The sequence below is a fragment of the Streptomyces venetus genome, from assembly GCF_039540295.1.
Taxonomy (GTDB): Bacteria; Actinomycetota; Actinomycetes; order Streptomycetales; family Streptomycetaceae; genus Streptomyces; species Streptomyces venetus.
Genome location: NZ_BAABET010000002.1, coordinates 619,439 through 645,978 on the forward strand (window position 1 = coordinate 619,439; position 26,540 = coordinate 645,978).

General features: G+C 72.5%; 21 protein-coding genes and 1 riboswitch. Of the genes, 9 read left to right on the forward strand and 12 right to left on the reverse strand.

The window, feature by feature from the left end; genetic code table 11:
- Nucleotides 1-6: 6 nt before the first annotated feature.
- From ABEA82_RS07740 to ABEA82_RS07750, 3 genes are all read right to left on the reverse strand, one after another.
- Nucleotides 7-1,455: a glycine hydroxymethyltransferase gene (locus ABEA82_RS07740; protein ID WP_345660631.1), complete on the reverse strand. Its 1,449-nt coding sequence runs from the start codon at nucleotides 1,453-1,455 to the stop codon at nucleotides 7-9.
- A 34-nt stretch (nucleotides 1,456-1,489) separates the two neighbouring features.
- Nucleotides 1,490-1,576: riboswitch (ZMP/ZTP riboswitch) on the reverse strand.
- Between the two features lie 125 nt (nucleotides 1,577-1,701).
- Nucleotides 1,702-2,883, reverse strand: a complete 1,182-nt coding sequence (locus ABEA82_RS07745; protein WP_345660632.1) for a glutathionylspermidine synthase family protein — start codon at nucleotides 2,881-2,883, stop codon at nucleotides 1,702-1,704.
- Nucleotides 2,884-2,898: 15 nt separating this feature from the next.
- Nucleotides 2,899-3,252, reverse strand: a complete 354-nt coding sequence (locus tag ABEA82_RS07750; RefSeq protein ID WP_345660633.1) for a hypothetical protein — start codon at nucleotides 3,250-3,252, stop codon at nucleotides 2,899-2,901.
- Between the two features lie 397 nt (nucleotides 3,253-3,649).
- On the opposite strand from ABEA82_RS07750, the gene ABEA82_RS07755 reads away from it, so the two are divergent.
- From ABEA82_RS07755 to ABEA82_RS07780, 6 genes are read left to right on the forward strand one after another with little or no spacing between them, the layout of a single operon-like run.
- Entirely contained in the window at nucleotides 3,650-4,228 is a 579-nt protein-coding gene (locus ABEA82_RS07755; protein WP_345660634.1) for an antibiotic biosynthesis monooxygenase, read from the forward strand.
- 30 nt (nucleotides 4,229-4,258) lie between these two features.
- On the forward strand, nucleotides 4,259-6,712 hold the full coding sequence (pabB, locus tag ABEA82_RS07760; RefSeq protein ID WP_345660635.1) for an aminodeoxychorismate synthase component I: 2,454 nt from the start codon (nucleotides 4,259-4,261) through the stop codon (nucleotides 6,710-6,712).
- The gene (locus ABEA82_RS07765; RefSeq protein WP_345660636.1) at nucleotides 6,709-8,232 is read left to right on the forward strand and encodes a benzoate-CoA ligase family protein; all 1,524 of its coding nucleotides are present in this window, start codon (nucleotides 6,709-6,711) and stop codon (nucleotides 8,230-8,232) included. Before pabB ends, ABEA82_RS07765 begins: the two co-directional genes overlap by 4 nt.
- 23 nt (nucleotides 8,233-8,255) lie before the next feature.
- The gene (locus tag ABEA82_RS07770; protein ID WP_345660637.1) at nucleotides 8,256-9,821 is read left to right on the forward strand and encodes a class I adenylate-forming enzyme family protein; all 1,566 of its coding nucleotides are present in this window, start codon (nucleotides 8,256-8,258) and stop codon (nucleotides 9,819-9,821) included.
- Nucleotides 9,818-10,996 (forward strand): FAD-dependent monooxygenase, encoded by a 1,179-nt coding sequence (locus tag ABEA82_RS07775; protein WP_345660638.1) that lies wholly within the window; start codon nucleotides 9,818-9,820, stop codon nucleotides 10,994-10,996. The genes ABEA82_RS07770 and ABEA82_RS07775 overlap by 4 nt, the downstream gene beginning before the upstream one ends.
- Before the next feature lie 11 nt (nucleotides 10,997-11,007).
- A complete protein-coding gene (locus ABEA82_RS07780; protein WP_345660639.1) occupies nucleotides 11,008-11,808 on the forward strand; it encodes an aminotransferase class IV in 801 nt (266 codons plus the stop codon).
- 64 nt (nucleotides 11,809-11,872) lie between these two features.
- On the opposite strand, the gene ABEA82_RS07785 is transcribed toward ABEA82_RS07780, so the two are convergent.
- Nucleotides 11,873-12,340 carry a carboxymuconolactone decarboxylase family protein gene (locus tag ABEA82_RS07785; protein ID WP_345660640.1) on the reverse strand — a complete coding sequence of 156 codons (468 nt, stop codon included), beginning with the start codon at nucleotides 12,338-12,340 and terminating at the stop codon, nucleotides 11,873-11,875.
- A gap of 49 nt (nucleotides 12,341-12,389) precedes the next feature.
- Nucleotides 12,390-13,778 (reverse strand): MocR-like pyridoxine biosynthesis transcription factor PdxR, encoded by a 1,389-nt coding sequence (pdxR, locus tag ABEA82_RS07790; protein WP_345660641.1) that lies wholly within the window; start codon nucleotides 13,776-13,778, stop codon nucleotides 12,390-12,392.
- Nucleotides 13,779-13,825: 47 nt separating this feature from the next.
- Here pdxR and ABEA82_RS07795 point away from each other — a divergent pair, with 47 nt between their 5' ends.
- The 3 genes from ABEA82_RS07795 to ABEA82_RS07805 are packed head-to-tail and all read left to right on the forward strand — an operon-like array spanning nucleotide 13,826 to nucleotide 15,512.
- Complete coding sequence (locus ABEA82_RS07795; RefSeq protein ID WP_345660642.1) at nucleotides 13,826-14,356, forward strand: carboxymuconolactone decarboxylase family protein; 531 nt, start codon at nucleotides 13,826-13,828, stop codon at nucleotides 14,354-14,356.
- On the forward strand, nucleotides 14,353-14,799 hold the full coding sequence (locus ABEA82_RS07800) for a carboxymuconolactone decarboxylase family protein (protein ID WP_345660643.1): 447 nt from the start codon (nucleotides 14,353-14,355) through the stop codon (nucleotides 14,797-14,799). The genes ABEA82_RS07795 and ABEA82_RS07800 overlap by 4 nt, the downstream gene beginning before the upstream one ends.
- Entirely contained in the window at nucleotides 14,796-15,512 is a 717-nt protein-coding gene (locus tag ABEA82_RS07805) for an isocitrate lyase/PEP mutase family protein (protein ID WP_345660644.1), read from the forward strand. The genes ABEA82_RS07800 and ABEA82_RS07805 overlap by 4 nt, the downstream gene beginning before the upstream one ends.
- A 6-nt stretch (nucleotides 15,513-15,518) precedes the next feature.
- Here ABEA82_RS07805 and ABEA82_RS07810 read toward each other — a convergent pair whose 3' ends face one another.
- The 7 genes from ABEA82_RS07810 to ABEA82_RS07840 all read right to left on the reverse strand — a co-directional run bounded on the left by ABEA82_RS07810 (nucleotide 15,519) and on the right by ABEA82_RS07840 (nucleotide 26,490).
- Nucleotides 15,519-16,484, reverse strand: coding sequence for an ABC transporter substrate-binding protein (locus tag ABEA82_RS07810; protein WP_345660645.1), 966 nt, complete (start codon nucleotides 16,482-16,484; stop codon nucleotides 15,519-15,521).
- Between the two features lies 1 nt (nucleotide 16,485).
- The gene (locus ABEA82_RS07815; RefSeq protein ID WP_345660646.1) at nucleotides 16,486-18,435 is read right to left on the reverse strand and encodes an ABC transporter permease; all 1,950 of its coding nucleotides are present in this window, start codon (nucleotides 18,433-18,435) and stop codon (nucleotides 16,486-16,488) included.
- Entirely contained in the window at nucleotides 18,435-19,505 is a 1,071-nt protein-coding gene (locus ABEA82_RS07820; protein WP_345660647.1) for a quaternary amine ABC transporter ATP-binding protein, read from the reverse strand. The genes ABEA82_RS07815 and ABEA82_RS07820 overlap by 1 nt, the downstream gene beginning before the upstream one ends.
- Before the next feature lie 32 nt (nucleotides 19,506-19,537).
- Nucleotides 19,538-21,070, reverse strand: a complete 1,533-nt coding sequence (locus ABEA82_RS07825) for a GMC family oxidoreductase (RefSeq protein WP_345660648.1) — start codon at nucleotides 21,068-21,070, stop codon at nucleotides 19,538-19,540.
- A gap of 91 nt (nucleotides 21,071-21,161) precedes the next feature.
- Nucleotides 21,162-22,682 (reverse strand): aldehyde dehydrogenase family protein, encoded by a 1,521-nt coding sequence (locus tag ABEA82_RS07830; protein WP_345660649.1) that lies wholly within the window; start codon nucleotides 22,680-22,682, stop codon nucleotides 21,162-21,164.
- 298 nt (nucleotides 22,683-22,980) lie between these two features.
- On the reverse strand, nucleotides 22,981-23,970 hold the full coding sequence (locus ABEA82_RS07835) for a malate dehydrogenase (RefSeq protein WP_345660650.1): 990 nt from the start codon (nucleotides 23,968-23,970) through the stop codon (nucleotides 22,981-22,983).
- Between the two features lie 1,179 nt (nucleotides 23,971-25,149).
- Nucleotides 25,150-26,490, reverse strand: coding sequence for a helix-turn-helix domain-containing protein (locus ABEA82_RS07840; RefSeq protein WP_345660651.1), 1,341 nt, complete (start codon nucleotides 26,488-26,490; stop codon nucleotides 25,150-25,152).
- Nucleotides 26,491-26,540: the final 50 nt, after the last annotated feature.

The window sequence follows — 26,540 nt, forward strand, 5'->3', positions numbered from 1 at the left end:
TGGGCATCAGCCCAGGTCGATCTCCGGGTACAGCGGGAAACCGGCCACGAGGTCGGTCGCGCGGTGCGAGATCTCGTCGGCGATCTTCGCGTCGAGGACGTGGGACGCCTTGGAGGGGGCGCCCGACTTGGTCGTGCCCGCCTCCGCCGCGGTGAGGACACGGTCGATCAGACCGGCCACCTCGTCCATCTCCGCCGTGCCGAGACCACGGGTGGTCAGGGCCGGGGTGCCGATGCGGATGCCGGAGGTGTACCAGGCGCCGTTCGGGTCGGCGGGGATCGCGTTGCGGTTGGTGACGATGCCCGAGTCGAGCAGGGCGGCCTCGGCCTGGCGGCCGGTGAGGCCGTAGGAGGAGGCGACGTCGATCAGGTTCAGGTGGTTGTCCGTGCCGCCCGTCACCAGCGTCGCGCCGCGGCGCATCAGGCCCTCGGCGAGAGCGCGGGAGTTGTCGACGATGCGCTGGGCGTAGTCGCGGAAGGACTCCTGGCGGGCCTCCGCGAGGGCGACCGCCTTGGCGGCCATGACGTGCGGCAGCGGACCGCCGAGGACCATCGGGCAGCCCCGGTCGACCTGATCCTTCAGCGAGTCGTCGCACAGGACCATGCCGCCGCGGGGGCCGCGCAGCGACTTGTGGGTGGTCGTCGTCACGATCTGGGCGTGCGGGACCGGGTCGAAGTCGCCGGTGAGCACCTTGCCCGCGACCAGGCCGGCGAAGTGGGCCATGTCGACCATGAGCGTCGCGCCGACCTCGTCGGCGATCTCGCGCATGATCCGGAAGTTCACCAGGCGGGGGTAGGCCGAGTAGCCCGCGACGATGATCAGGGGCTTGAACTCGCGGGCCTGGGCGCGCAGGGCCTCGTAGTCGATGAGGCCGGTGGCCGGGTCCGTGCCGTAGGAGCGCTGGTCGAACATCTTGCCGGAGATGTTCGGGCGGAAGCCGTGGGTGAGGTGGCCGCCGGCGTCCAGGGACATGCCGAGCATCCGCTGGTTGCCGAAGGCCTGGCGCAGCTCGGCCCAGTCGGCCTCGGTCAGGTCGTTGATCTGGCGGACGCCGGTCTTCTCCAGGAAGGGCACCTCGACACGGGCGCCGAGGACGGCCCAGAAGGCGACGAGGTTGGCGTCGATGCCGGAGTGCGGCTGGACGTAGGCGTGACGGGCGCCGAAGAGCTCCTTGGCGTGCTCGGCGGCGAGGGACTCGACGGTGTCGACGTTGCGGCAGCCGGCGTAGAAGCGGCGGCCGATGGTGCCCTCGGCGTACTTGTCGCTGAACCAGTTGCCCATCGTCAGGAGCGTGGCCGGGGAGGCGTAGTTCTCGGAGGCGATCAGCTTGAGCATCTCGCGCTGGTCGGCGACCTCCTGGCCGATGGCGTCCGCTACACGGGGTTCGACGGCGCGGATGACGTCGAGGGCGGCGCGGTAGGCGGTGGAAGCGGTGGAGAGGGGCTCGGCTGACATGGATGGGACCTCCGGACGTTGTGTTCAGCGTTCACGGTACGGCCCAGGCGCACGGCTCTGTCTGCTCGGGCCGCTCCCCGATGGTTGGTCCCATCCCAGCGCGCCAGTCACGGCCCGGTGGTCAGCCTACCGGGTGGGGTGGGCGGGGAGCGTCTGCCGGGTTGCTCGTCGGTGCCGGGTGCGGGTGCATTGTGGTTGATCGCGCAGTTCCCCGCGCCCCTCAAGGGCGAGACCCCCGCACCCTGTCTAGAGGATCACGTGGGGCAGGAAGCGGGCGTACTCGTCCGTGATCAAGCCTGAGGACTCCCGGATGCCCAGGCCCGCCGACTCGTTCTCCACCACCCAGGCGCCCAGGACGACCCGGTTGCCGTCGAAGTCGGGGAGGGGGGCGAGCTGCTGGTAGCAGCAGGGTTCGTCGCGCAGGGCGGGGGCCGTGCCGGGCTCGTGGATCGTGACGCCCGCGCCCTCGCGGCCGAGGAGGGGCTTGGCGACCCAGCCCGTGGCGGGCAGGTCTCGGGGGCCGTCCAGGTACGCGGGGAGGAGGTTCGGGTGGCCGGGATACAGCTCCCAGAGGATCGCCAGGAGGGCCTTGTTGCTGAGGAGCATCTTCCAGGCCGGTTCTATCCACAGGGTGGAGCCCGTGCCGCCGCCGTTGTCGAGGGTGTCGAGGACGTGGTCCGCGAAACGGTCGGTGGTGAGCCACTCCCACGGGTAGAGCTTGAAGATGCTGCGGATGAAGCGGAGGCGGTTGTCGACGAAGCGGCCGGAGAGGCGGTCCCAGCCGATCTCCTCCATGGCGATCCAGTCGGTCGCCAGGCCCGCCTGCTCGGCCGTCTCCTTGAGGTAGGCGACCGTCATCATGTCCTCACCGAGCTCGTCGGCGGAGGAGTACGCGAAGTACAGGGGGCTGCCGGGCGGGAGGAGGGCGGCCTGTTTCCGCCAGGCGGCCAGGAGGCGCTCGTGGAGGGAGTTCCACTGGTCGGCGCCGGGGAAGCGGTCCTCCATCCAGAACCACTGGGGGGACGCCGCCTCCACCAGTGAGGTGGGGGTGTCGGCGTTGTACTCCAGGAGCTTGGCCGGGCCGGTGCCGTCGTAGCGGAGGTCGAAGCGGCCGTAGACGGAGGGGAGTTCGGCGCGGCGGCGCCAGGCCTCGGCGACCGCCCGGGCCACCCGGGGATCGGTGATGCCGAGGTCCGCGAAACGGTCCTCGGCGACGATGTGTTCGGCCGCCGCCAGGCACATGCGGTGGAGTTCCTCGACCACCTCCTCCAGTGCCTCGACCTCCGGGAGGGTGAAGACGTAGTAGGCGCTCTCGTCCCAGTAGGGGCGCAGGGAGTCGTCGGGGTAGCGGGTGAGGGGGTAGATCAGGCCCTGTTCCTCGACGGTCGGCTGCCAGTCGGGGCGGGGTTCGATGGTGCGGCGTTCCATCTGCGTGCGTCCCGGTCAGCCGCCGCCGCTGCCGGAGCCCGAGCAGCCGAAGCCGCCCCGGTCGACGGCCTCGCTGCGGCTGAAGGTGCCGTTGTCGGCGTAGCCGCTGCTGACGTCGGCGTCGTAGTACCAGTCGGCGTCCGTGCCCTTGGTCTTGCCGGTCTTCTTGCGGCCCTTGCCCGAGGAGGAGCTGCCCGACGCGCAGTTCTTGTCGGCGACGATCTTGTAGCCGTTGATGTAGTCGTAGCTGTCCCGGTCGACACAGCGGCGGTCCGGGTCGGAGCCGCAGGCGGACAGGGCCGCCGCGAGGACCCCCATGCCGCCCAGCACCACCGTGCTCGAGCGCAGTCGTCGCCGTGTTTCCGCCATGTCCGTGTCTCCCCGTCGTGTCCCCGTCATGTACTGCCGAGCGGTCAGCCTAGAGAGCGGTGTGAGCGGTCGCGCACGGCCCCCCGCCCGGGATCCCCTCCCCTGCCGTCGTTTTGTGATTTTTGGAATGGTGTGCGCCCTTGGTGCCAGTGCCGGTGCCGGTGCCGATCGGCGGTGCGGCTCATCGACGGGCTGGCGCCCGCCTCGTTCCTGTTGCCGACCTCGCCCTCCAGCGCGGGTCGGTGACCACCCCAGCCCCGGGGGCGGTGCCGCCGCAGTGATCGGAAGGGCTTTCCCATCTGCCGAAAGTCTCCAATCATCTGGACAGTCCGCGAGCAGCCGGAAAATTGTTTGTTGAATCTTGAACGCGCAGGGAGCGCTTTCCGTAAGGGACGGCGTGGCCAGTAATCCCGTCACGGTCACCGTGGCCTATCGCGTGCTGCCGGGCCGTGCGGCCGACTTCCACTCCTGGGGGTGGGCCATGCTGGGCGCGACCGCGCGGCAGCCGGGGTTCCTGGGGGGTGGGGTACTTGTCGACGGAGAGGCGGAGTGGCATGTCGTCTATCGCTTCGCCAGCGAGGGTTCGGCTCTGGCCTGGGAGCAATCGCCCTCCCGGGCACAGTGGGACGCCCGGCTGGAGGGCGTCGCCCGGGAGGCGGAGCGCAGGAGGGTGCCGGGCGCCCGGGCCTGGTTCGACGCGCAGACGCTGACTCCCAAGCCGCCGGCTCCGCCGTCGAAATGGAAACTGTGGTTCGTGAATATGAGCGCGGTATTTCCGCCGGTGCTCCTGTTCAATCTGACGGTGCTTCCCTATCTCGGTGACCTCAACGCCCTGATTCGCACGCTCCTGTTGTGTCTGTGTGTGACAGCCCTTGTCACCTGGATTCTCATGCCTCGGCTCCAGCGTTTCTTCCGGAAATGGCTGTACCCGTCGCTCCAGGCGCTGCGCGGGCGGCACAAACGCCGGGCCACCTAGGCCCGCGAACGAACAGAGGGAGGTGGGCGGGTGAAGACCCTGCTCATCGACAATTACGACTCGTACACGTACAACCTGTTCCAGTTGATCGCCGAAGTGAACGGCGAGGAGCCGGTGGTGGTCCGCAACGACACCCCCGCCGGTGAACTGCCGGACCTCCGGGGCTTCGACAACCTCGTGGTGTCCCCCGGCCCCGGGCACCCGGCCGACGCCCGTGACTTCGGCATCGGGACCAGGCTGCTCGCGTCGTCCCCGCTGCCCGTGCTCGGCGTGTGTCTCGGCCATCAGGGCATCGCGCTCGGGGAGCGTGGGATGGTGGAGCCCGCTCCGGAGCCGCGCCACGGGCATCTGTCCACGATCCGGCACGACGGACAGGACCTGTTCCACGGCCTGCCGCAGCACTTCACCGCCGTCCGCTACCACTCGCTGTCCGTGCGCGAGCCGCTGCCGGAGACGCTTCAGGCCACGGCCTGGGCGGAGGACGGTGTCCTGATGGGACTGCGGCACCGCAGCCGGCCGTTGTGGGGCGTGCAGTTCCATCCGGAGTCCGTCCTCAGCGAGTACGGCCACCGCATGCTCGTGAACTTCCGGAACATGACGGCCGAGCGGGCCGGCAAGCTGCGGACGAAGAACACGGCGGTGCCCTCGCACGAGGCGCCCGCCCGGCGGCGGACGGTCGTCCCGGAGTGCGACGCGGGGGTCCGGCGGCCGGCGGGACGAACGGCGGACGTTCCCCAGTCCCGGGCCACGGCCGCGGCCGTCTTCCAGGTGACCACCCTCTCCCAGGCCGCCGCAGGCGCGCCCGGCGGGGCCGTCGCGACCAACGGGACCGCAGCGCCCGGCGGGGCCGTCGCACCCAACAGGACCGTAGCGAGCAACAGGACCGTACCGAGCAGCGGGACCGTCGCAGCCAGGGGGACCAAGACGGCCACCCCGCCCGCCACGGCACCCACCGCCGCCATCCCCCGCCCCCGGCGCCCCGAACGGGTCGGCTACCGCCTGCACACCCGCCGCATCACCGGTGCCGTCGACACCGAAGCCGCCTTCACCCGGATGTACTCGGGCTCCTCGCGCGCCTTCTGGCTGGACAGTTCGCTCGTCGAGCCGGGACGGTCGCGCTTCTCGTTCCTCGGGGACGACAGCGGGCCGCTGGCCGAGTCGGTGCGGTACGACGTGACGACCGGCCGGTGCGAGATCGAACGGGCCGGGCGGCCGGTGCGGAAGGTCGCGGCGAGTGTCTTCGACTACCTCAAGCGGCAGTTGGCGAACCGCCGGGTCGACGCCACCGGGCTGCCCTTCGACTTCACCGGCGGGTACGTCGGCTACTTCGGCTACGAGATGAAGGCCGACTGCGGGTCCGCAAACCGGCACCGCTCCCCCGCCCCGGACGCCGCCTGGCTGTTCGCCGACCGGGTGATCGCGGTGGACCACCAGGAGGGCTTCACGTACGCCGTGTGCCTGGCGGAGGACACCCCGGAGGCCGCCCGGGAGGCCGCCGACTGGCTGGAGGGCGCGCTGGCCGACCTCTCCTGCGTGTCGACGGAGCGGCCGCCCCTGCCCGGGTCACCGGCCGCCGCGGATTCCGGCGCCGCCGAGCCGTGGCTGGTGCGCGACCGGGCGCGGTACCTCGCGGACATCGAGGCCTGCAAGCAGGAGCTGCGCGCGGGCAACAGCTACGAGATCTGCCTGACGAACGCCGCCCGTTTACCCGCTCCGCCCGACGCGTTCGCGTTCTACCGGACGCTGCGCCGCGACAACCCGGCCCCGTACGCGGCGTTCCTGAGGTTCGGGGAGCTGGAGGTGGCGGGCTCCTCGCCCGAGCGGTTCCTGCGGATCGATCGGTACGGAACCGCCGAGGCCCGGCCCATCAAGGGCACCGCGCCCCGGGGCGACGGGCCGGAGGAGGACGCCCGGCTGCGGGACGCCCTCGCGTCGGACGCCAAGACGCGGGCCGAGAACCTGATGATCGTCGACCTTCTCCGCAACGACCTGGGACAGGTGTGCCGGACGGGCACGGTACGGGTCTCCAAGCTCATGGCCACGGAGACGTACGCCACGGTGCACCAGCTCGTGTCGACCGTGGCGGGACGGCTGCGGCCGGGCACCGACGCGGTGGACTGCGTCCGGGCCTGCTTCCCCGGCGGGTCGATGACCGGCGCGCCGAAGCTGCGCACGCTGGAGATCATCGACTCGCTGGAGACCGAGGCCCGTGGCGTCTACTCGGGCGCGCTCGGCTACTTCGGGTGCGGCGGCGGCGCGGATCTCAGCATCGTCATCCGGACCGCCGTGTTCACCGGCGGTGAGATGCACCTGGGGGCGGGCGGCGCGATCGTCCTCGACTCCGATCCGGACGCGGAGTACGAGGAGATGCTGCTGAAGACCGCGGCTCCCATGCGCGCCCTGCACCAGCACACGGCCGACCGGATCCGGCAGCAGGGCCCGCCGGGGGACCGGGCCGGGGCGGCCGAGGAGGCCCGGCGATGACCAGTACCCAAGTCGCGCCGCATCCGGCCGAGACCGAGGCGCCCGGGAACCTCGCGGCCCAGCTGGCCGGGCTCGCCGAGCGGCGCGGGTGGGGCGGGCGGACCGCCTTCCACCAGGGTCACCGGGCCTGGACCCACGGCGAGGTGCACGACCTGGCGGCCCGGGCGGCCACCGTGCTCGCCGGGTACGGGGTGCGTCCCGGCGACCGGGTGCTGCTGGCGCTGCCCGATTCCGTCGCCTGGGTGACGGCCTTCCTCGCCACCGCCCGGCTCGGGGCGGTCGCGGTCGTGGTCAACCCCGAACTCCCCGCGGCCGACCACGCGTTCCTGGCCGAGGACACCGCGGCGGTGCTGTGCGTGACAGGGCCGGGTCTGGAGGAGCGGTTCACCGGCCGGCCGGGGCTCGGCGCCGACCAGCTGATGGCGCTCGCTCCCGCCGCCGACCCCGCCCCGGCCCACCAGGTCGACGCGCACAGCCCGCTGTACGTCCAGTACACGTCCGGCACCACGGGCCGCCCCAAGGGCGTGGTGCACACCCACGGCGACCCCCGGACATACCACGATCTGATCGGCCGGCGGGTGCTGCGGATCACCGCGGACGACGTGACCCTGTCGGTGTCGAAGCTGTTCTTCGCCTACGGCTTCGGCAACGCCTTCGTCTTCCCGCTGTTCTCCGGCTCGTCCGCGGTGCTGGTGGACCGGCGCCCCACTCCGGCCGTCATCGACGAGCTCGTCGCCCGGCACCGGGTGACGCTGCTCTACTCGGTGCCGTCCGCGTACGCCGCGCTGGTCGCCGAGCGGGGCCACGGGCACGAGGGCTGCTTCGCCTCGGTGCGGGCCGCGGTGTCGGCCGGTGAGGGGCTGCCGGAGGGGCTCGCGCGGCAGGTGGGCGCGCTGCTCGGCGCTCCGGTGCTGGAGCAGATCGGCTCCACCGAGGCCGGTCACGCGTTCTGCGCCAACGGCTTCGCCCACAACCACCCGGGCACCGTCGGCCGTCCCGTCCCCGGTTTCGAGGTGGAGCTGCGGGACCGGGACGGGGGGCCGGTGCCGGACGGTGAGGAGGGCGAGATGTGGGTGCGCGGGCCGACGGTGACGCCCGGCTACCTCAACCGGCCCGAGGAGACCGCCCGCACCCTCGTCGGCGGCTGGCTGGCCACCCGTGACCGGGCCTGCCGCGAGGCGGACGGCACCTACCGGCATCTGGGCCGCGCCGACGACATGGAGATGGTCGGCGGCATCACCGTCTCCCCGCTGGAGGTGGAGGCCGTGCTGCGCGGCCATCCGGCGGTCCGGGAGGTGGCCGTCGCGGCCGTGCCCGACGGGCGGGGCGCGAGCCGGCTGCGGGCCTTCGTGGTCCCTGAGCCGCCGGTACGGGACGGGCTGGCGGACGAACTCGTCGGCCTGGCGCGGGAGAGTCTCGCCGCGTTCAAGGTCCCCCGCAGCGTCAGCTTCGTCCCGTCGCTGCCCCGCACCCCCACCGGCAAGCTCCGCCGCCATCTGGTCCGCAGGGGCGCTTGGTGAACACCACGGAAAGGAACGGCCACATGCGACAGCGGCACCTTCTGCCCGGCGAGCGCGGCTTCTACCTGGGGCCGGTCTTCCGGCGCGCGGCCGACCGGCACGGGGCCGTCTTCGTCACCCTGGACCGGCCGCTGGACGTCGCCCCCGGCCTCGGGACCGACCTGAGCTACACCGTGCTGGCCGACCTGGTCGAGGAACTGTCCGGGCGGCTGTGGGAGGCCGGAGTGCGGCCCTCGGAGCAGGTCGTGGTGCACAAGGCGGACAACGTCGACATCATGCTGCTGACCTGCGCCGTGTCCCGCATCGGCGCGGTGCCGGTGCTGCTGTCGCCCACGCTGGCCCCGGCCGTGGCCGGGCAGCTCCTGGAACGGTTGCGCAGGCCCTGGCTGATCACCGACGGCGCCACCCTGGACGGCCTGCGGGAGCTCGCCCTGTCCGGGCTGGTGCGGCGGACGCTGACCGTGGACGACTCGCCCCATGCGGAGGCCCTGGCGAAGTACGCCGGCGCCGAGCCGCCCCCGCCCGTCCGGCTCCACCCCCGCGAACCCGCCCTGATCACCCACAGCTCGGGCACCACCGGCGTCCCGAAACTGGCCGTGCACTGCGCGCAGACCATGTGGAACCGGCTCGTGCCGCAGCAGGCGATGGGCTGGCCCACGCGCGGCGAACCGGCGGCGCTGCACATGTCCTTCGTGCACTCGCGCTTCTACCATCTGCTCGGCGTCCTGCTGCACTTCGGCAGCCCGCTCGTGCTGATCACCGACCCGGACCCGGCCTCGGTCGGCCCGCTGCTGGTGCGGCACCGGCCCGGCATCGTGGAGACGCACCCCAACACGTTCGTGCTGTGGGAGGAGCTGGTGGACGCGCCCGGCGCCCCGCTGTCCCGGGTCCGGGCCTACGGCTCCACGTTCGACGCCATCCATCCGCGCACCGTACGGCGGCTGCTGGACGCGTCCCGGCGCCGTACGCCCTGGCTGGTCCAGCTGTACGGGCAGAGCGAGACGGGTCCGGTGGCGTTCCAGGTGGTGACCCGGCGCAGCGCGGCCCGGGCGGACGGCCGCCGGGTCGGGTTCGGGATACCCGGCTTCACCCGGGTCCGGGTCACCGACGAGGAGGGCCGGCGGGTCCCGCCCGGCACCCCCGGCCGGATCGAGGCCCGCACCCGGGGCCGGATCCTCACCTACCTCGGCATGCCGGAGCGCTACGACCGTCAGCTCACCGACGGCTGGTGGGAGATGGGCGACATGGGCTACCGGAGCCGGCTGGGCGCGCTGCACCTCATCGACCGGGAGATCGACCGGATCGACGCGGTGCACAGCAACCTGGAGGTCGAGGACGAGCTGATGTCCCGGCTGGAGGAGCTGCGCGAGGTCGTCATCGTGCCGGGCGCGGACCGCGAGCCGGTGCCGGTGGTGTGCGTGCGCGGCGACCGGCCCCTGGACCCGGAGCGCTGGCGGCGGGCCACGGCCGGGCTGCCGACGATGGCCGAGCCGCGGCAGTGGCGGTTCGAGGACCTGCCGATGACCGCCACCTGGAAGGTGAAGCGCGTGGAGATCGCCCGGATGCTCACCGAGGGCGTGCGGGCATGACACCCGTCCTGGTCGTGGGCGCCGGTCCCGTGGGCCTGTCGGCGGCCCTCGCGCTCCGGGCGCACGGGCTGCCGGTCGTGCTGCTGGAGGCCGACGCCGAGGACCGGGAACGGCCCGGCAGTCGCGCCCTGTTCGTGCACCGGGAGACCCTCGGCCTGCTCGACGCCATGCTGCCGGGCCTCGCCGCCGAGATCACCGGGTACGGGCGGACCTGGCACACCAGGCGCACCTTCTACCGGGGGCGCGAGGTCTACGCCCGCACCTTCCCGCCGCCGTCCGGGCCACCGCCCTTCACCAGCCTGCGCCAGACGGACACCGAACGGTTCCTGCGCGCGGCCTGTGAGCGGGCCGGGGTGGAGTTCGTGTGGGGCGTGCGGGTTACGGGCGTCCGCACGACGGAGACGGAGGTCCGGCTGACGGGTGAGGACGGCCGGGTGTGGACCGGTGCGTACGCCGTCGCCGCGGACGGGGCCCGCTCGATGGTCCGGCGGGAGCTGGGCATCGAGCTGGAGGGCACGCACGGCGAGGGTTTCCACGTCGTGGTGGACGTCGCCGACGTGCCGGGCGCCGAACTGCCGCTGGAGCGGGTCTTCCACTACGAGCATCCCGGGGCCGGCGGGCGCAGTGTGATGCGGGTGCCGTTCACCGGCGGCTTCCAGGTCGACCTCCAGTGCCGGGACGACGACCGGGAGGAGGAGTACGGCACCGAGGAGGCCGTACGCCGCTGGCTGCCCGGAGTCGTCGGGGACGGCTACGGCGAGCGGATCCTGTGGGTGTCGACGTACCGCTTCCTGCGCAAGGTGGCCGCGTCGTTCACCGATCCGCACCGGCGGGTGCTGCTGGCCGGTGAGGCGGCGCACCTCTTCCCGCCGTTCGGTGCCCGGGGGATGAACAGCGGGATCGCGGACGCGGCGAGCGCCGCCGAGGCGATCGCCGCGGGGACCGGCGAAGCGGTCGCCGGGTTCGCCGAGGTGCGGCGCGCGGCAGCCCTGTTCAACAGCGCCGCCGCTGGTACGGCGCTGGACCATCTGCGGCCGCGCCGCCGGACCGTGCGGGTCAGGCAGCGGGCGGCGGCGGCTCTGGCGCCGGTGCTGCCGTGGTGCGGGTCGTGGCTGGAGCACGCGCCGTACGGTCCCCGGCACGGGGCGCCGGCCGTCGCGGGACGCAAGTACTGAGGAGGCTGTTGGTGATCGGACCGGCGGTGGCGGAAGGCCTGTGGACGTGGACGCCCGGCGGTGGCCTGGCCCCGGCCCCGGACCGGGCGGCCGGGGGACGGCTGCTCGTGGCGGACTCGTGGCTGCTGCGCGAGGGCCGGGTGCGGGCCTATGCCCGGCACCGGGAGCGGTTCTCGCGGTCCTGCGCTGAGTGCGGCGGGCCCGAGCCGCGCCGGCTCGCGGAGTTCTGGCAGGAGGTGACCGCCGTGCTGCCGCGCACGGGCGTGTGGTTCCCACGGGTGGAACTCGCGGCCGGGTCCCTGGAGTTGCGGCTGCTGCTGCGGCCCGCGCCGCCGCTCGGCACCGGGATCCGCCTGTGGGCGGCGGGCCAGTCCGATCCGCGGACCGTGCCCCGCCGCAAGGGCCCCGACCTGGACACGCTGGCCCGGGTGCGCCGCCGGGCCGTGGGCGAGGGAGCCGAGGAGGCGCTGCTGATCGCGCCCTCGGGCACGGTGCTGGAGTCGGCCACCGCCACTGTCCTGTGGTGGGAGGACGACACCCTCTGCCTGCCGCCTCCCGGGCTGCCCGTCCTGCCGGGCGTGACGGCCGGGCTGGTCCAGGAGAGGGCGCTGCGGACCGGGATCCGGATCGCCCACCGTGAGCGGACCGTGGCCGAGCTGGACGGCCGGGAGGTGTGGCTCGTCAACGCGCTGCACGGGATCCGGCCGGTGACGGGCTGGACGGGACGGCCGATGGGGGTGCCTCCGGTGGAGCGCGCCGGGGAATGGCGGACCTGGCTGGACGGTGTCATGGAGCCGCTGCCCGAAAAGTGAATTCAAGAACTACGACGGCGCCGGGCCGAAGGAATTCGACCCGGCGCGCATTGTGCTGCCCGATTCAGTTTTTCGGCACCATGCGCGTCGCTATCGCGATGCGGTTGTACGCGTTGATGACGGTGGCCGACCAGATGAGGGCCGCGATCTGGTTCTCGTCGAAGACCTCGGCCGCCTCGGCGTAGACCGCGTCCGGGACGCGCCCGTCGTGGACCAGCGTCACCGCCTCGGTCAAGGCCAGTGCGGCGCGCTCCCGTTCGGTGAAGAAGGGCGTCTCCCGCCAGGCGTTCAGCGTGTATATGCGCTGCTCGGTCTCGCCCTGGGCGCGGGCGTCCTTGGTGTGCATGTCCAGGCAGAACGCGCAGCCGTTGATCTGCGAGGCGCGGATCCTGACGAGTTCCAGCAGTTCCGGTTCGAGCTTGGCGTCCTGCGCCGCGGAAACGGCTGCGGCATGCAGGGAACCCATTGCCGCGGAGACGTCGGGGGTGATTTTCTTCAGGGCCACACGGGATATGGAAGGGCTTTCGCTCATGAGGTGACCATATCCTTCGTGCGTCATTCGGGAGGGGGAATTCACGCGATTATCCGGGGAGGACGGCGCACAGCGCGTCCAGCGCGCCCGACCACGCGTGGTCCGGCGGTGTCCCGTATCCGACGACCAGGGCGTCGAGCGGCTCGGTCGGCGCGGCGGGGTCGGTGTAGCGGGCGAGTCCGTGCAGCGCGAGACCCCGCCAGTGGGCCGCCTCGACCACCGACTGCTCGGTGCCGGGCGGCAGCCGCAGCAGGACGTGCAGTCCGGCCGCGATGCCGGTGACGCGGGCTTCGGGGGCCCGGGCCGCGACGGCGGCGACCAGGGCGTCCCGGCGGCGCCGGTAGCGCAGCCGGGTCGCGCGGACATGGCGGTCGTAGGCCCCGGAGGTGAGGAACTCGGCCAGGGTCAGCTGGTCCAGCACCCCGCAGGTGTCGACGCCGCCCTTCGCCTCGACGACCTCCTTCACGAGGTCCGGCGGCAGCACCGCCCAGGCCAGCCGCAGCCCGGGCGCGAGGGACTTGCTCGCGGTGCCCAGGTGGACCACCCGGTCGGGGTCCAGGCCCTGGAGCGCCCCCACGGGCTGGCGGTCGTAGCGGAACTCGCCGTCGTAGTCGTCCTCCAGCACCAGCCCGCCCGTGCGGCGCGCCCAGTCCACGACGGCCGCGCGGCGGTCGCGGTGCAGGGGCACGCCCATGGGGAACTGGTGGGCGGGGGTGAGGAGAACCGCGTCGGCGGCCCGTGACCCGGCCGGGTCGGTGCCCAGCCGGTCGAAGGGCAGCGGGGTGGTGCGCAGTCCGGACACGGCCAGGATCCTGCGGTGCACGTCGAGGCCGTACGACTCGACCGCGACCGTCCGCGCCCCGCGTGCCCGCAGGACCGTGCCGAGCAGCTTCAGACCGTGCGCGAAGCCGCCGCACACCACGATCCGTTCGGGATCCGCCCGTACGCCCCGGGCCCGGGAGAGGTAGCCGGCGAGCGCGGCCCGCAGTTCGGGGCGGCCGCGGGGGTCGCCGTAGTCCAGCGCGTCCGACGGGGCGGCGGTGAGGGCGCGGCGGGCGGCCTTGAGCCACTGGGCGCGCGGGAAGGACGCGAGGTCGGGGCTGCCGGGGCGCAGGTCGTAGGCGGGGCGGGTGGGTGCGCGCGGGTGGGGGGCCGTGCCCGCCGGCGGGACGACCAGACGTTCGGCCACCCGGGTCCCCGAGCCCTGCCGGGCGGTGAGCCAGCCCTCGGCGACCAGGTCGGCGTAGGCGTCGGCGACCGTGTTGCGGGCGATGCCGAGGTCGGCGGCGAGCGCCCGGGAGGAGGGCAGCCGGGTCCCGGGGGCCAGCCGGCCCGAGCGGACGGCCTCGCGCAGGGCGTCGGTCAGTCCCCGGCGCAGGGCCGGACCGGTCGGCTCCAGATGCAGGTCGACGCCGAAAGTGGCCCAATGATCCGCCATGGAAATGGACCATACCCCTGGGCTGCCTCGCTCCTAGGGTCGAGGGCATGACGACGCAACCCGACGACCCGACGACCACGGCCACGGCCACGGCCACCGTGGAGTACGCCGCCGAGCGGCCCGCCCGGCTGGAGTGGGCCAAGCACGCGCCCGACGTGTACAAGGCGATGGTCCGGCTGGAGGCCGCCGCCCGGCAGGGTCTCGACCACACGCTGTACGAGCTGGTGAAGATCCGCGCCTCGCAGATCAACCACTGCGCCTTCTGCATCGACATGCACACCAAGGACGCCCTCGCGGCGGGCGAGAGCGTCGAGCGGATCGTGCAGCTCGGCGCGTGGGACGAGTCGCGGCACTTCTACACCGAGAGGGAACTCGCGGCGCTGGAGCTGACGGAGGCCGTGACGGTCCTGACGGACGGATTCGTGCCGGACGAGGTGTACGCGCAGGCCGCCAAGCATTTCGAGGAGGCCGAGCTGGCGCAGCTGATCGCCGCGATCACGGTGATCAACGCCTGGAACCGGTTCGGGGTGACCTGCCGTATGGCGCCCGGGCACTACCAGCCGGGCCAGTACAAGTGACGCCCCGGACCCGGCTGCTGGATCCGGCGGTCGCCCGGGCCATGTCCGCCCTCAGCGCGGTGGCGAAGAAGGGCCTCGGCGACCCGGCCCTGGCCGAACTCGTCGTGCTCCGCGCCTCGCAGCTCAACCACTGCGCGTTCTGCCTCGACATGCACCTCGCGATCGCCCGCGAGTACGGGGTGAGTGAGAGGCAGCTCGATCTGCTGGCCACCTGGGAGGAGGCCGAGGACGTCTTCGACGAGCGGGAGCGGGCGGCGCTGACGCTGACCGAGGCCGTGACCGCCCTGACGGACGGATTCGTTCCGGACGAGGTGTACGCGCAGGCCGCCAAGCACTTCGACGAGGTGCGGCTCGCCCATCTCGTGGGGCTGGTCGTCGCCATCAACAACTGGAACCGGGTGATGGTCAGCCGCCGGATCCCGCCGGGGGGATACACACCATGAGCAAAGCCGACACGTTCCGCGCCCTGCACCACCACCGTGCGCCCGAGGATCCGCTGGTGCTGCCCGGGCCGTGGGACGCGGTCAGCGCCCGGGTGTTCGCGGAGGCCGGGTTCCCCGCGCTCGCCGTGCCCAGCGCCGGGGTCGCCGCCTGTCTCGGGTACGAGGACGGACAGGTCCCGGCCGACGAGATGTTCGCCGCGGTCGCCCGGATCGTCCGGGCCGTCGACGTGCCCGTGTCGGCGGACGTCGAGGGCGGCTACGGGCTCGCGCCGAAGGAGCTGGTGGAGCGGCTGCTGGAGACGGGTGCGGTGGGCTGCAACCTGGAGGACTCCGAGGACGGGCAGCTCAAGGACCCGCACGCGCACGCCGAGTGGCTCGCCGAGGTGCGGGCGGCGGCCGGTGACCGGCTCTTCGTGAACGCGCGCGTGGACACCTTCGCGTACGGGGCCCCCGACCCCGAACGGACCATCGAGCGGGCGGCGTTGTACGTGGCGGCCGGCGCCGACTGCGTCTACCCGATCGAGGCACCCACGGAGGTCCTGCCGCTGCTGCGGTCCGGGATCCAGGGGCCGGTCAACGTGGGGGTCTTCACCGAGGAAGGCCCCTCGCCCGCCGAACTCGGCGCGCGAGGGGCCACCCGGGTCACCTTCGGACCGGGGCTCCAGCGGCGGGCCACCCGCGCGCTGCGGGAGATCGCCGCTCGGCTGACGTAGCGGACGTCAGGACAGCCACTTCTTCCACGTGGACTTGTGGCTGTCCACCCACTTCTTCGCCGCGTCCTCCGGCGTCATCTTCTTGTCGGCGATCATCAGGGAGACCTCGTTCTGGTCCTCGGTCGTCCACTTGAACTTCTTCAGGAAGGCCGCCGCCTTGCCGCCCTTCTTCGCGAAGTCCGAGTTGAGGTACTTCTCCAGCGGCGTGTGCGGGTAGGCGCAGGCGACCTTGTCCGGGTCGGCGTCGCAGCCCTCCTTGTAGGCCGGCAGCTTCACCTCGGTCATCGGGACCTTCTTGAAGAGCCACTGCGGCGAGTACCAGTAGGTGAGGAAGGGCTTCTTCTCCTTGGCGAACTGTCGCATCTGCGTGATCTGCGCGGCCTCGGAGCCGGCGAACACCACCTGGTAGTCCAGCTTCAGGTTCTTCACCAGCGCCTTGTCGTTGGTGACGTAGGACGGCGAACCGTCCATCAGCTGGCCCTTGCTGCCGCTCTCCGGGGTGCGGAAGAGGTCGGCGTACTTGTTGAGGTTCTTCCAGTTGGTGATGTCCGGGTGCTGCTTGGCGAGGTACGTCGGGACGAACCAGCCGATGTGGCCGGTGACGCCGAGTCCGCCGCCGCGCGTGATCGTCTTCTTGTCGTCGACGTACCGCTTCTCCTGCTCCGGGTGACCCCAGTCCTCCAGGAGCGCGTCGACGCGGCCCTGGCTGAGCGCGTCCCAGGCGGGCACCTCGTCGACCTGGACGGTGTCGACCCGGTAGCCGAGCTCGTGCTCCAGGATGTACTGGGCGACGGCCACGTTGGACTGGGCGCCCACCCAGGACTGCACGGAGAGGGTCACGGTCTTGGAGCCCTGCGCGTTGGCGAAGGGCGAGGCCTGCTTGGTCATGTCGGCGGCACCGCAGCCGGTGAGCAGCGCCAGGGAGCTCGCCGCGGCGATCACGGCGGTCTTACGGACCTTACGGACTCGCATGTCACGCTCCCTTCGTCGCGCGGCGTTCGGTGGGCTGGGTCACCCGGTCGAGCATCAGGCCGAGGCAGACGATCGCGCCACCGGCCACCAGACCGGTCGCCAGGTCGCCCTGGGCGAGGCCGAAGACCACGTCGTAGCCGAGCGCGCCACCGCCGACCAGGCCGCCGATGACGACGACGGCGAGGACCAGCACGAGGCCCTGGTTGACGGCGAGCAACAGGGCCGGGCGGGCCAGCGGGAGCTGGACCTGCCGCAGTTGCTGCCAGCTGGTGGCGCCGAGCGAGCCGGAGGCCTCCAGCGCGGCCGGGTCGACCTGGCGCAGGCCCTGGGTGGTGATGCGGACGACCGCGGGGAGGGCGTAGACGATCGCGGCCGCGACGGCCGGGGCGCGGCCGACACCGAACAGGGCGACGACCGGGATCAGGTACACGAACTGCGGCATCGTCTGGAACACGTCCAGGACCGGGCGCAGCGCACGCTCCAGGCGATCGCTGCGGGCCGCGGCGATACCGATGGCGAAGCCGACGACGAGGGTGACGACGACGGCCGCGAGCACCTGCGACAGCGTGTCCAGGGACGGCTTCCAGACGCCCAGCACTCCGATCGCGGCCATGGCGAGGACGGCGGTGAGCGCGGTGCGCCAGGTGCCGATGACCCAGGCCAGGGCGGCGACGATCAGCAGCACCGACCACCAGGGCAGCCATTGCAGGCCGTCGCGCATCGGGTCGAGCACCCAGGTGGTGAAGTGGCCCGCCCAGTCGGCGGTGCCGCCGATGTAGGGGACGCCCGAGTACAGGTGCGCGGTCATCCAGTCGACGGCCCGGTTGACCGGCTCGGCGATGCCGACGGTCCAGGCTTCGGGCCAGTCGAGGCGGCCCGCGAGACGTCCGGCGACCGCCACGGCGACGACGCCGATCAGGGCGTAGAGCCAGCCGCGTCCGCTGTGGGGCTGCGGTTCGGCGCCGAGCCGCTCCCCCGCCGCGCCCGTGACGCGGTCCAGGACGACGGCCAGCAGCACGATCGGGATACCGGCGGCCAGCGCGGCGCCGACGTCGACCGAGGCCAGGGCCTGGTAGACGCGGTCACCGAGACCGCCCGCGCCGATGACGGCCGCGATGACGGCCATGGACAGCGCCATCATGATCGTCTGGTTGACGCCGAGCAGGAGTTCCTTGCGGGCCAGCGGGATCCGGGCGGTCAGCAGCCGCTGGCGTGCGGTGGAGCCGAGCGACTCGACGGCCTCCAGCACCGACTTGTCGGCGCCGCGCAGACCGAGCGAGGTCAGGCGGGCCATGGGCGGGGCGGCGTAGATGACGGTGGCCAGGACGGCCGCCGGGACGCCGATGCCGAAGATCAGCACGACCGGCAGCAGGTAGGCGAAGGCGGGCAGCACCTGCATGGTGTCCAGGACCGGGCGCAGGGCGCGCTCCATGCGGTCGGACAGCCCGGCGGCGAGCCCGAGCAGCACACCGACGACGACCGACGCGAGGACCGCGACGACCATCAGGGCGAGCGTCTGCATGGTCGGCACCCACATGCCGAGCAGGCCGCAGGCGAGGAACGCGGCGGCGGTGCCGAGGGCCAGCTTCACGCCCGCCACGCGCCAGGCGACCAGCGCGCCCAGGGCCGTGACGCCCGCCCAGCCGATGGCCAGGAGGGTGAGGTAGACGGCGCGTACGGCGATGACGACGACGTTGCTGACGTGGCCGAAGAAGTACAGGAACAGCGGGTGGCTGTCGCGGTTGTCGATGATCCAGTCGCTGGCCTTTTCGAGCGGCGCGGAGAAGTCGACGGTCAGCGCGCTCGGCCAGGTGCCGCTCGCCCAGCGGGCGTTCGCCAGCGGCACGAGGACCGCCGCGGCGAGGGCCAGCAGCAGCAGCTTCTGGAAGGCACGGTTCTTCAGCAGTCCGGGCAGGCCGAGGCGGGGCGGGGACGCGGTGATGGTCGCCATCACACCGCCTCCTTGGGCTGTTCGGTGCCCGGCGGCTCGGGCTGCTCCGTACCGGCGACGACCCCGAGGAGCGTGTCGGAGTCGACCACGCCCACGCAGCGGCCCTTGTCCACGACACGGGCCGGTGCGCCGGCGCGGGCGACCGCCTCGATCGCCTCGGAGACCGTCGCGTCGGGCCGGACCGCCGGTCCGTTGCCGTCCTGGTCGGCCGAGGGGCGGCGCATGGCGGTGCGCACGGTCATGACCTGCTCGCGCGGGACGTCCCGGACGAATTCGCGGACGTAGTCGTCGGCGGGCGAGCCCACGATCTCCTCGGGGGTGCCGAGCTGCACGATCCGGCCGCCCCGCATCAGGGCGATGCGGTCGCCCAGCTTGAGGGCCTCCTGGAGGTCGTGGGTGATGAAGACCATCGTCCGGCCCTCCTCGTGGTGGAGCCGGATCACCTCCTCCTGCATCTCGCGCCGGATCAGCGGGTCGAGCGCGCTGAACGGCTCGTCGAAGAGCAGCACCTCGGGGTCGACGGCGAGCGCGCGGGCCAGGCCGACGCGCTGCTGCTGGCCGCCGGAGAGCTGGCCGGGGCGGCGGTGCTCCATGCCCTCCAGGCCGACCTTGGCGATGACCTCGGCCGCCCGCTCGCGCCGCTCGGCCTTGCTCATGCCCTGGATCTCCAGGCCGTAGGCGACGTTGTCGAGGACCGTGCGGTGCGGCAGCAAACCGAAGTGCTGGAAGACCATGGCGGCGCGGTGCCGGCGCAGTTCGCGCAGCCGGGAGCGGTCCATGGCGCGGACGTCCTCGCCGTCGATGGCGATGGTGCCCGCCGTCGGCTCGATCAGCCGGGTCAGACAGCGCACCAGCGTGGACTTGCCGGAGCCGGACAGGCCCATGACGACGAAGACCTCGCCCTTGCGGACGTCGAAGCTGACGTCCCGGACGGCGGCCGTGCAGCCGGTGCGGGAGCGCAGCTCGGCCGGGTCGAGGGCGGTGAGGTCGGGATCGCCCGGGACGCGGTCGGCCTTCGGGCCGAACACCTTCCACAGGCCCTCGACCGAGAAGACGGGGGCGGTTTCCATGGTCTGCTCCGTAGGGGGCTCGAGGGTCGCGGTCACCGGGAACCACCACCGATCAGCTCGGCGGCCTTCTCCCCGACCATGAGCACGCCGATCATCGGGTTCACGGTGGTCATGGTGGGGAAAACGGAGGCGTCGGCGACGCGGATGCCTTCCAGGCCGCGGATGCGCAGCTCGGGGTCGACGACGGCGAGCCGGTCGTCGGCGGCGCCCATCTTGCAGGTGCCGGCGGGGTGGTAGACGGTGTGCGCGACCTTGCGGGCGTACTCGCTGAGCTCCTCGTCACCGGTGATGTCCGGGCCGGGGGCCACCTCGCGCTTGAGCCAGCCGGCCAGCGGCTCGGTCCTGGCTATCTCGCGGGCGATCTTGATGCCGTCGACGAGGGTGCGGCCGTCGTAGTCGTCCTCGTCGGTGAAGTAGCGGAAGTCCAAGGCGGGCTTGACCTCGGGGTCGGCGCTGGTCAGGTACAGCCGGCCGCGGCTCTTCGGCTTGGGGATGTTCGGGGTCATGGAGACGCCGAACTCGGGCCGCTCGTAGCCCAGTCGCTCCGGGTTGTCCGTGAACGGGATCTGGTAGAAGTGGAACATCAGGTCGGGATGGGGCAGTTCGGGGTCGCGCCGCACGAACAGGCCCGCGTCGGAGTCCATCGCGGAGTTCTCCGGGATGGGGCCGTTGGTCTCCCACACGATGACCGACTCGGGGTGGTCGAGCAGGTTCTCGCCGACGCCCGGCAGGTCGTGCGTGACGGGGATGCCGAGCTTCTCCAGGTCGGCCTTGGGGCCGATGCCGGAGTGCATCAGCAGCCGGGGCGAGTCGACGGCGCCGGCGCACAGCAGGACCTCGCTGCGGGCCTTGACGAGGAACTCCTCGCCGTCCTTGGTGCGGACGTGCACGCCCTCGGCGCGGTCGCCGTCCAGCTGAAGCTTGTACGCCCAGGTCTCCAGCAGGATCGTCAGGTTGGGCCGCTCGTCCATCACCGGGTGCAGGTACGCCACCGAGGCCGAGGACCGCTTGTTGTTCTCGGGGTGGTAGGCGAGGTCGAAGAAGCCGACGCCCTCGGTGAACGGCTTCTTGTTGAAGCCCTCCACGCGCGGCACGTTCAGCGCCGCCTGGGCCGCGTCCACGAAGTCCCGGGCGATGGCGTTGCGGTCCTGCTCGTCGACCGGGACGACGTTGTTGAGCAGCCGCGCGAAGTACGCCTCCATCTGCACCGCGCCCCAGCCCTTGGCCCCGGCGTCCTCCCACTCGTCCCAGTCGGCCGGCAGCGGCTTGAAGGCGATCAGGGTGTTGTGCGAGGAACAGCCGCCCAGGACCCGGGCCCGGCTGTGCCGGATATGCGAGTTTCCGCGTGGCTGTTCGGTGGTGGGGTAGTCGTAGTCGAGCTCGCCGCCCAGCAGGCCCATCCAACGGCGCAGGGTCAGTACGTCGTCACGGCCGACGTCGCTGGGGCCGCCCTCGATGACGGCGACGGTCACGTCGGGGTTCTCGGTCAGGCGGGAGGCAATGACGGAACCAGCGGTTCCGCCGCCTATCACGACATAGTCGTACTCATGGAGGGTGTGGGACATGGCTTGCTTGCTCCAGTGGGGATGAAGTGGACGAGCTCGAAGAGTGGGGAGGTCGGCCCGGGCCGGGGGGAGGTCGGCCCGGGCCCGTGGCTCAGCCCGCGAACCAGCGCACCGGCTTGGGAGCGAGGTTCTGGTAGACGTGCTTGGTCTCCCGGTACTCGGCGAGGCCGGCCGGGCCGAGCTCCCGGCCGACTCCGCTCTTGCCGAAGCCACCCCACTCCGCCTGCGGCAGGTAGGGGTGGAAGTCGTTGATCCAGATCGTGCCGTGGCGCAGCCGTCCGGCCACGCGGCGGGCGCGGCCCGCGTCGGCGGTCCAGACACCGCCCGCGAGTCCGTACTCGGTGTCGTTGGCCAGGGCGACGGCCTCGTCCTCGGTGCGGAAGGTCTCGACGGTGACGACCGGCCCGAAGACCTCCTCCCGTACGACGCGCATCTCGCGGTGGCAGTGGTCGAGGACGGTCGGCTCGTAGAAGTAGCCGTTCTCGGGGCGCTGCGGGGAGGGCTCGGGGCGCTTGCCGCCGGAGCGCAGCACCGCGCCCTCCTGGAGGGCGGACTCGACGTACGCCTCGACCTTGGCGCGCTGCTGCTCGGAGACCAGCGGACCGCACTCGACGCCGTCCTCGGTGCCGCGGCCCAGGCGGATCTTCTCGGCGCGCCGGGCGAGTTCGGTGACGAACCGGTCCCGGACCGACTCCTCGATGATGAGGCGGGCGCCGGCCGAGCAGACCTGACCGCTGTGGATGAAGGCGGCATTGAGGGCCTGGTCGACGGCGGTGTCGAAGCCCTCGTCGGTGGCGCAGGCGTCGGCGAAGACCACGTTGGGGTTCTTGCCGCCGAGTTCGAGGGCGACCTTCTTGACGCCGGGCGCGGCGGCCTGGGCCACCTTGGTACCGCTGATCAGGCCGCCGGTGAAGGAGACCAGGTCGACGTCGGGGTGCTCGGAGAGCCGCGCGCCCACCGAGTGGCCGGGGCCGGTGACGATGTTGGCGACGCCCTCGGGCAGCCCGGCCTCGACCAGCAGATCGATCAGCGCGATGGTCGTCATCGGGGTGATCTCGCTCGGCTTGATGACGAAGGTGTTGCCGGCGGCGAGGGCCGGGGCGACCTTCCAGCTGGCCTGGAGCAGCGGGTAGTTCCAGGGCGTGATCATCGCGCAGACACCGATGGGCTCGTGCACGACGACGCTGTGGACGTCGGGCGAGCCGGCGTCCACCACCCGGCCGGGAGCCTCGCCGGCGACCAGGTCGGCGAAGTAGCGGAAGGCGTCGGCGACACAGTCGATGTCGACGCGGCCCTCCTCGACGGTCTTGCCGGCGTCCTGGGCCTCCAGCCGCCCGAGCCGCTCGCGGTCGCGCACCAGCAGGTCGGCGACGCGGCGCAGCAGTGCGGCCCGCTCGGTGACGGGCGTGCGCGGCCAGTCCCCCTCGTCGAAGGCGCGCCGGGCGGCGGCTATCGCCAGGTCGGTGTCCTTCTCGTCCCCCTCCGCGACGACGGCGAAGGGCAGGGCGTCCGCGGGGTCGAGGATCTCCCGGGTGGCACCGGAGACGGCGGCACGCCATTCTCCCCCCGCGTGGATGGTTTTACGTGCCTGAAGTTCGGTACTTTCCGCCATGATCCGTAACTGCCCTTCCGTTCCTGTTCAGCGCCCTTGTCTCACACATGTGTGACACAGGAGACCGAGTTCGCCTGCCCGGGGCTCCCGGTTGCATGCGCAATCCATGGCTGAAAGTGCGCTGCATCACTGAAGATGCGAGCAAACATGGGCAAATCACCCACAAAACCTGCCGCTGAAACGTCCGCAGGCCCCCACCGGGAGCAACCGGTGGGGGCCTGCGGGAAACGCCTGCGGAGAACGCCTACGGAGAACGTCTGCCGAGCGACGCCTGCGCGGAAACGCGGAGGGGCTCCGGTCAGATGAGGCCGAGGCCGCGGACCGCGTCGCGCTCCTCCTCGAGCTCCTTGACGGAGGCGTCGATGCGGGCGCGGGAGAACTCGTTGATCTCCAGGCCCTGGACGATCTCGTACTTGCCGTCCTTGGTGGTGACGGGGAAGGAGGAGATGAGGCCCTCCGGGACGCCGTAGGAGCCGTCCGACGGGATGCCCATGGAGACCCAGTCGCCCTCGGCGGTGCCGTTGACCCAGGTGTGGACGTGGTCGATGGCGGCGTTGGCGGCGGAGGCGGCCGACGAGGCGCCGCGGGCCTCGATGATGGCGGCGCCGCGCTTGGCGACGGTCGGGATGAAGTCCTCGGCCAGCCACTTCTCGTCGTTCACGACCTCGGCGGCGTTCTTGCCGGCGACCGTGGCGTGGAAGATGTCCGGGTACTGGGTGGCGGAGTGGTTGCCCCAGATGGTGAGCCGCTTGATGTCGGCGACCGTCGAGCCCGTCTTCTTCGCGAGCTGGGTCAGGGCGCGGTTGTGGTCGAGGCGGGTCATCGCGGTGAACCGCTCGGCCGGTACGTCGGGCGCGGCAGCCTGCGCGATGAGCGCGTTCGTGTTCGCCGGGTTGCCGACGACGAGGACCTTGACGTCGTCCGCGGCGTGGTCGTTGATGGCCTTGCCCTGCGGCTTGAAGATGCCGCCGTTGGCCTCCAGCAGGTCGCCGCGCTCCATGCCCTTGGTGCGGGGGCGGGCGCCGACCAGCAGGCCCACGTTCGTGCCGTCGAAGGCGACGTTCGGGTCGTCCGTGATGTCGATGCCCTGGAGCAGCGGGAACGCGCAGTCGTCCAGCTCCATGGCCGTGCCCTCGGCGGCCTTCAGGGCCGGCGTGATCTCCAGGAGGCGCAGCTTCACCGGCACGTCCGCGCCGAGCAGCTGACCGGAGGCGATGCGGAAGAGCAGGGCGTAACCGATCTGGCCGGCCGCGCCGGTGACGGTGACGTTCACGGGAGTGCGGGTCATGGCGTTCTCCGTATGACAGCTGGCGGTGGGGCGGGGTCCCTGCCCCGGACGTCTGATCGATCTCTTGGCATCAAGAGATCCATCCAGCGGTCAGGCTATCGCGCATCCGGGATCCCGGACGGCCGGGTCGGTGTGGCCCACCCCACAACCCACCGCACGCCCACACGAGAGGCGGCCGCCCGTCCGGGAGAGGGGGACGAAGGCGGCCGCCTTGGGGGGAACCGACCGTGCCGGACTCCCGTGGGGGTACGGGTCGCGTGCCCCCGATTTGGGCGCCCAATCCTCCGTTTTCGAAATTCGTTTCCCCCCGGGCGGGCGACCGGGGCACGTGGCGGGGAGGGGCGGCGCCATGGCTGGTGCCGGGGGGCCACACGCCGGGCATGGGGCCGCCGACCGGGCAGGGGGCACCCGCCAGGCACGGGGCCACCGACCGGGCAGGGGGCACCCGCCAGGCACGGGCCGCCCGTCGGGCACGGGGCACCCGCCAGGCACGGGACCACCGACCGGGCACGGGGCACCCGCCAGGCACGGGCCACCCACCAGGCACGCGGCCACCCACCAGGCACGGGCCACCCACCAGGCACGGGGCCATCCACCAGGCACGGGTCACCCGCCGGCACGGGGCCATCCACCAAGCACGGGCCACCCACCAGGCACGGGCCACCCACCAGGCACAGGGCCACCGACCCGGCACGGGCCACCCACCAGGCACGGGCCACCCACCAGGCACAGGGCCACCGACCCGGCACGGGCCACCCACCAGGCACAGGGGCGCACACCGGGCACAGGGGCACCCACCGGGCACGGGTCACCCACCGGGCACGGGTCACCCGCCAGGCACGGGACCACCGACCGGGCACGGGCCCACCCACCGGCCCAGGGCCACCCGCCGATCGCAGGACGCCGAGCGACCCGCCGGGGCGGGACACGCCGGTGCCGGACACCGCGCCGGGCATCCCGCTGCCCCGCGTACGGGCGTCCCGCCGGTGCCGGGTGCCGCGCCAGGCATCCGACGGCCCCGCGCACGGACGTCCCGCCGCCCCGCGCGCGGGCATCCCGCCGCCCAGCGTGGGCCGCGCGCCGCATGCTGGGCGGACCGGCGTGTGGGTGGCAGTCGGCGTGCATGCGGGTGGCAGTCGGCGTGCGAGTGGCGGGGCTGCTGCCCGGTGCGGACCCCTGCTACTCGGTGCAGCCCTTCTGCCCGGACGCGAGCGTTGCGCAGGCCTTGGCGTCGGTGGCGCTCTTCACGGCCACCATCGGCGTGTACGCGATCGCGTCCCCGGCCTCGGTGATGCTGCCGGTCTCCTTCGTCTTGCCCACGCCGATCTGGACCTCGTCGCCCTGGGTCGCCTGGGTGATGCGTCCCCAGGCCGCCTTGCAGGTCTCGCTGTAGCGGACCTCGATCGTGGTCGTGCCGACGGTCGCCGTCCGGGCCGTGGTCACCAGGTCACCACTGCATCCCATGGCCTCCGCGTCCTTGCCGGTGCAACCGTCACCGCTGCACTTCACGCCGGGCGGCAGGTCCGGGTCCGTGCTGGCCGACGGCGAGGGGGACTTGGTGGCGCCCTTGGCCTCGTCGTCACCACCGCCACCGGTGAGGTAGAAGGCCCCGGCTATCACCACGAGGACGCCCACGACCCCCGCGACGAACGTCGCGGTCCGCTTCTTGCCGCCGATACCACCGGCGACACCGGCACCACCGGAACGGGCGGCGCCGCCCGCGCGGGCCGGAGCGGCGTCCCGCGGGGGCGTGTCGTACGCGCCCGCCCCGGCACCCCGCGCCGAGGCAGGGCCGCCGGACGCCCCGACGGAGCTCCCGGGCTCCGAGCCGGTCCGGGAGCCGGTACCCGTGCCGGAGCCACCGCCCGAACCGGTGCCGCGCTGGCCCGTCGGCGAGGGGCCCTTGTACCCGGCCAGTCCCCAGGAGTTGACCTCGGTCGAACCGCCCCGGCCGCCGTCCTCCCGCACACCGGCACCGGAACCGGCACCGGAACCGGTGGAGTCCTGGACCTCGGGGGCCGTCGGCTGCGCCGGCACCGTCGGGGAGACCCCGGCCGGGCCCGCGATGCCCGGCGTGACCGTGGTGTTGCCGCTCCTGCGGGACGTGTTGCCGCCGCCCGCCGAAGCCGCCCTGCCGTCGTCCTTGGAGGCGGCCGAAGGGCCGCCGAAGTCCTGCCCGCCGAACTCCCCGAGCGCGGCCCGCGCCTGGGAGATCCGGATGGCCTCCATCGTCATGTCGTGCCGCATCTCCGAGCGGCTCCAGGCGCGCTCGGCGAGCTCCCACATGGTGGTCAGGTGCACCGGGTTCGTCCCGGTGACCTCGGCCAGCGCCACGATCGCGCCCTTGGGCGCGAGCAGCCGGCCGTTCAGATAACGCTCCCAGGACGTCTTGCTGTAACCCGTGCGGTCCGCCACCGACGCGATGCTCAGACCACTGCGGTCCACGAGCCTGCGCAACTGGCTCGTGAACTCCCTGATCTGCGGATCGAGCTCATCCGGCAAGGCCTTCCAACGAGGCATTGCTTCCCCCCTCTTCCCCCCGGTTCGTGCTGTTGTTTCCCGCGCTGTTC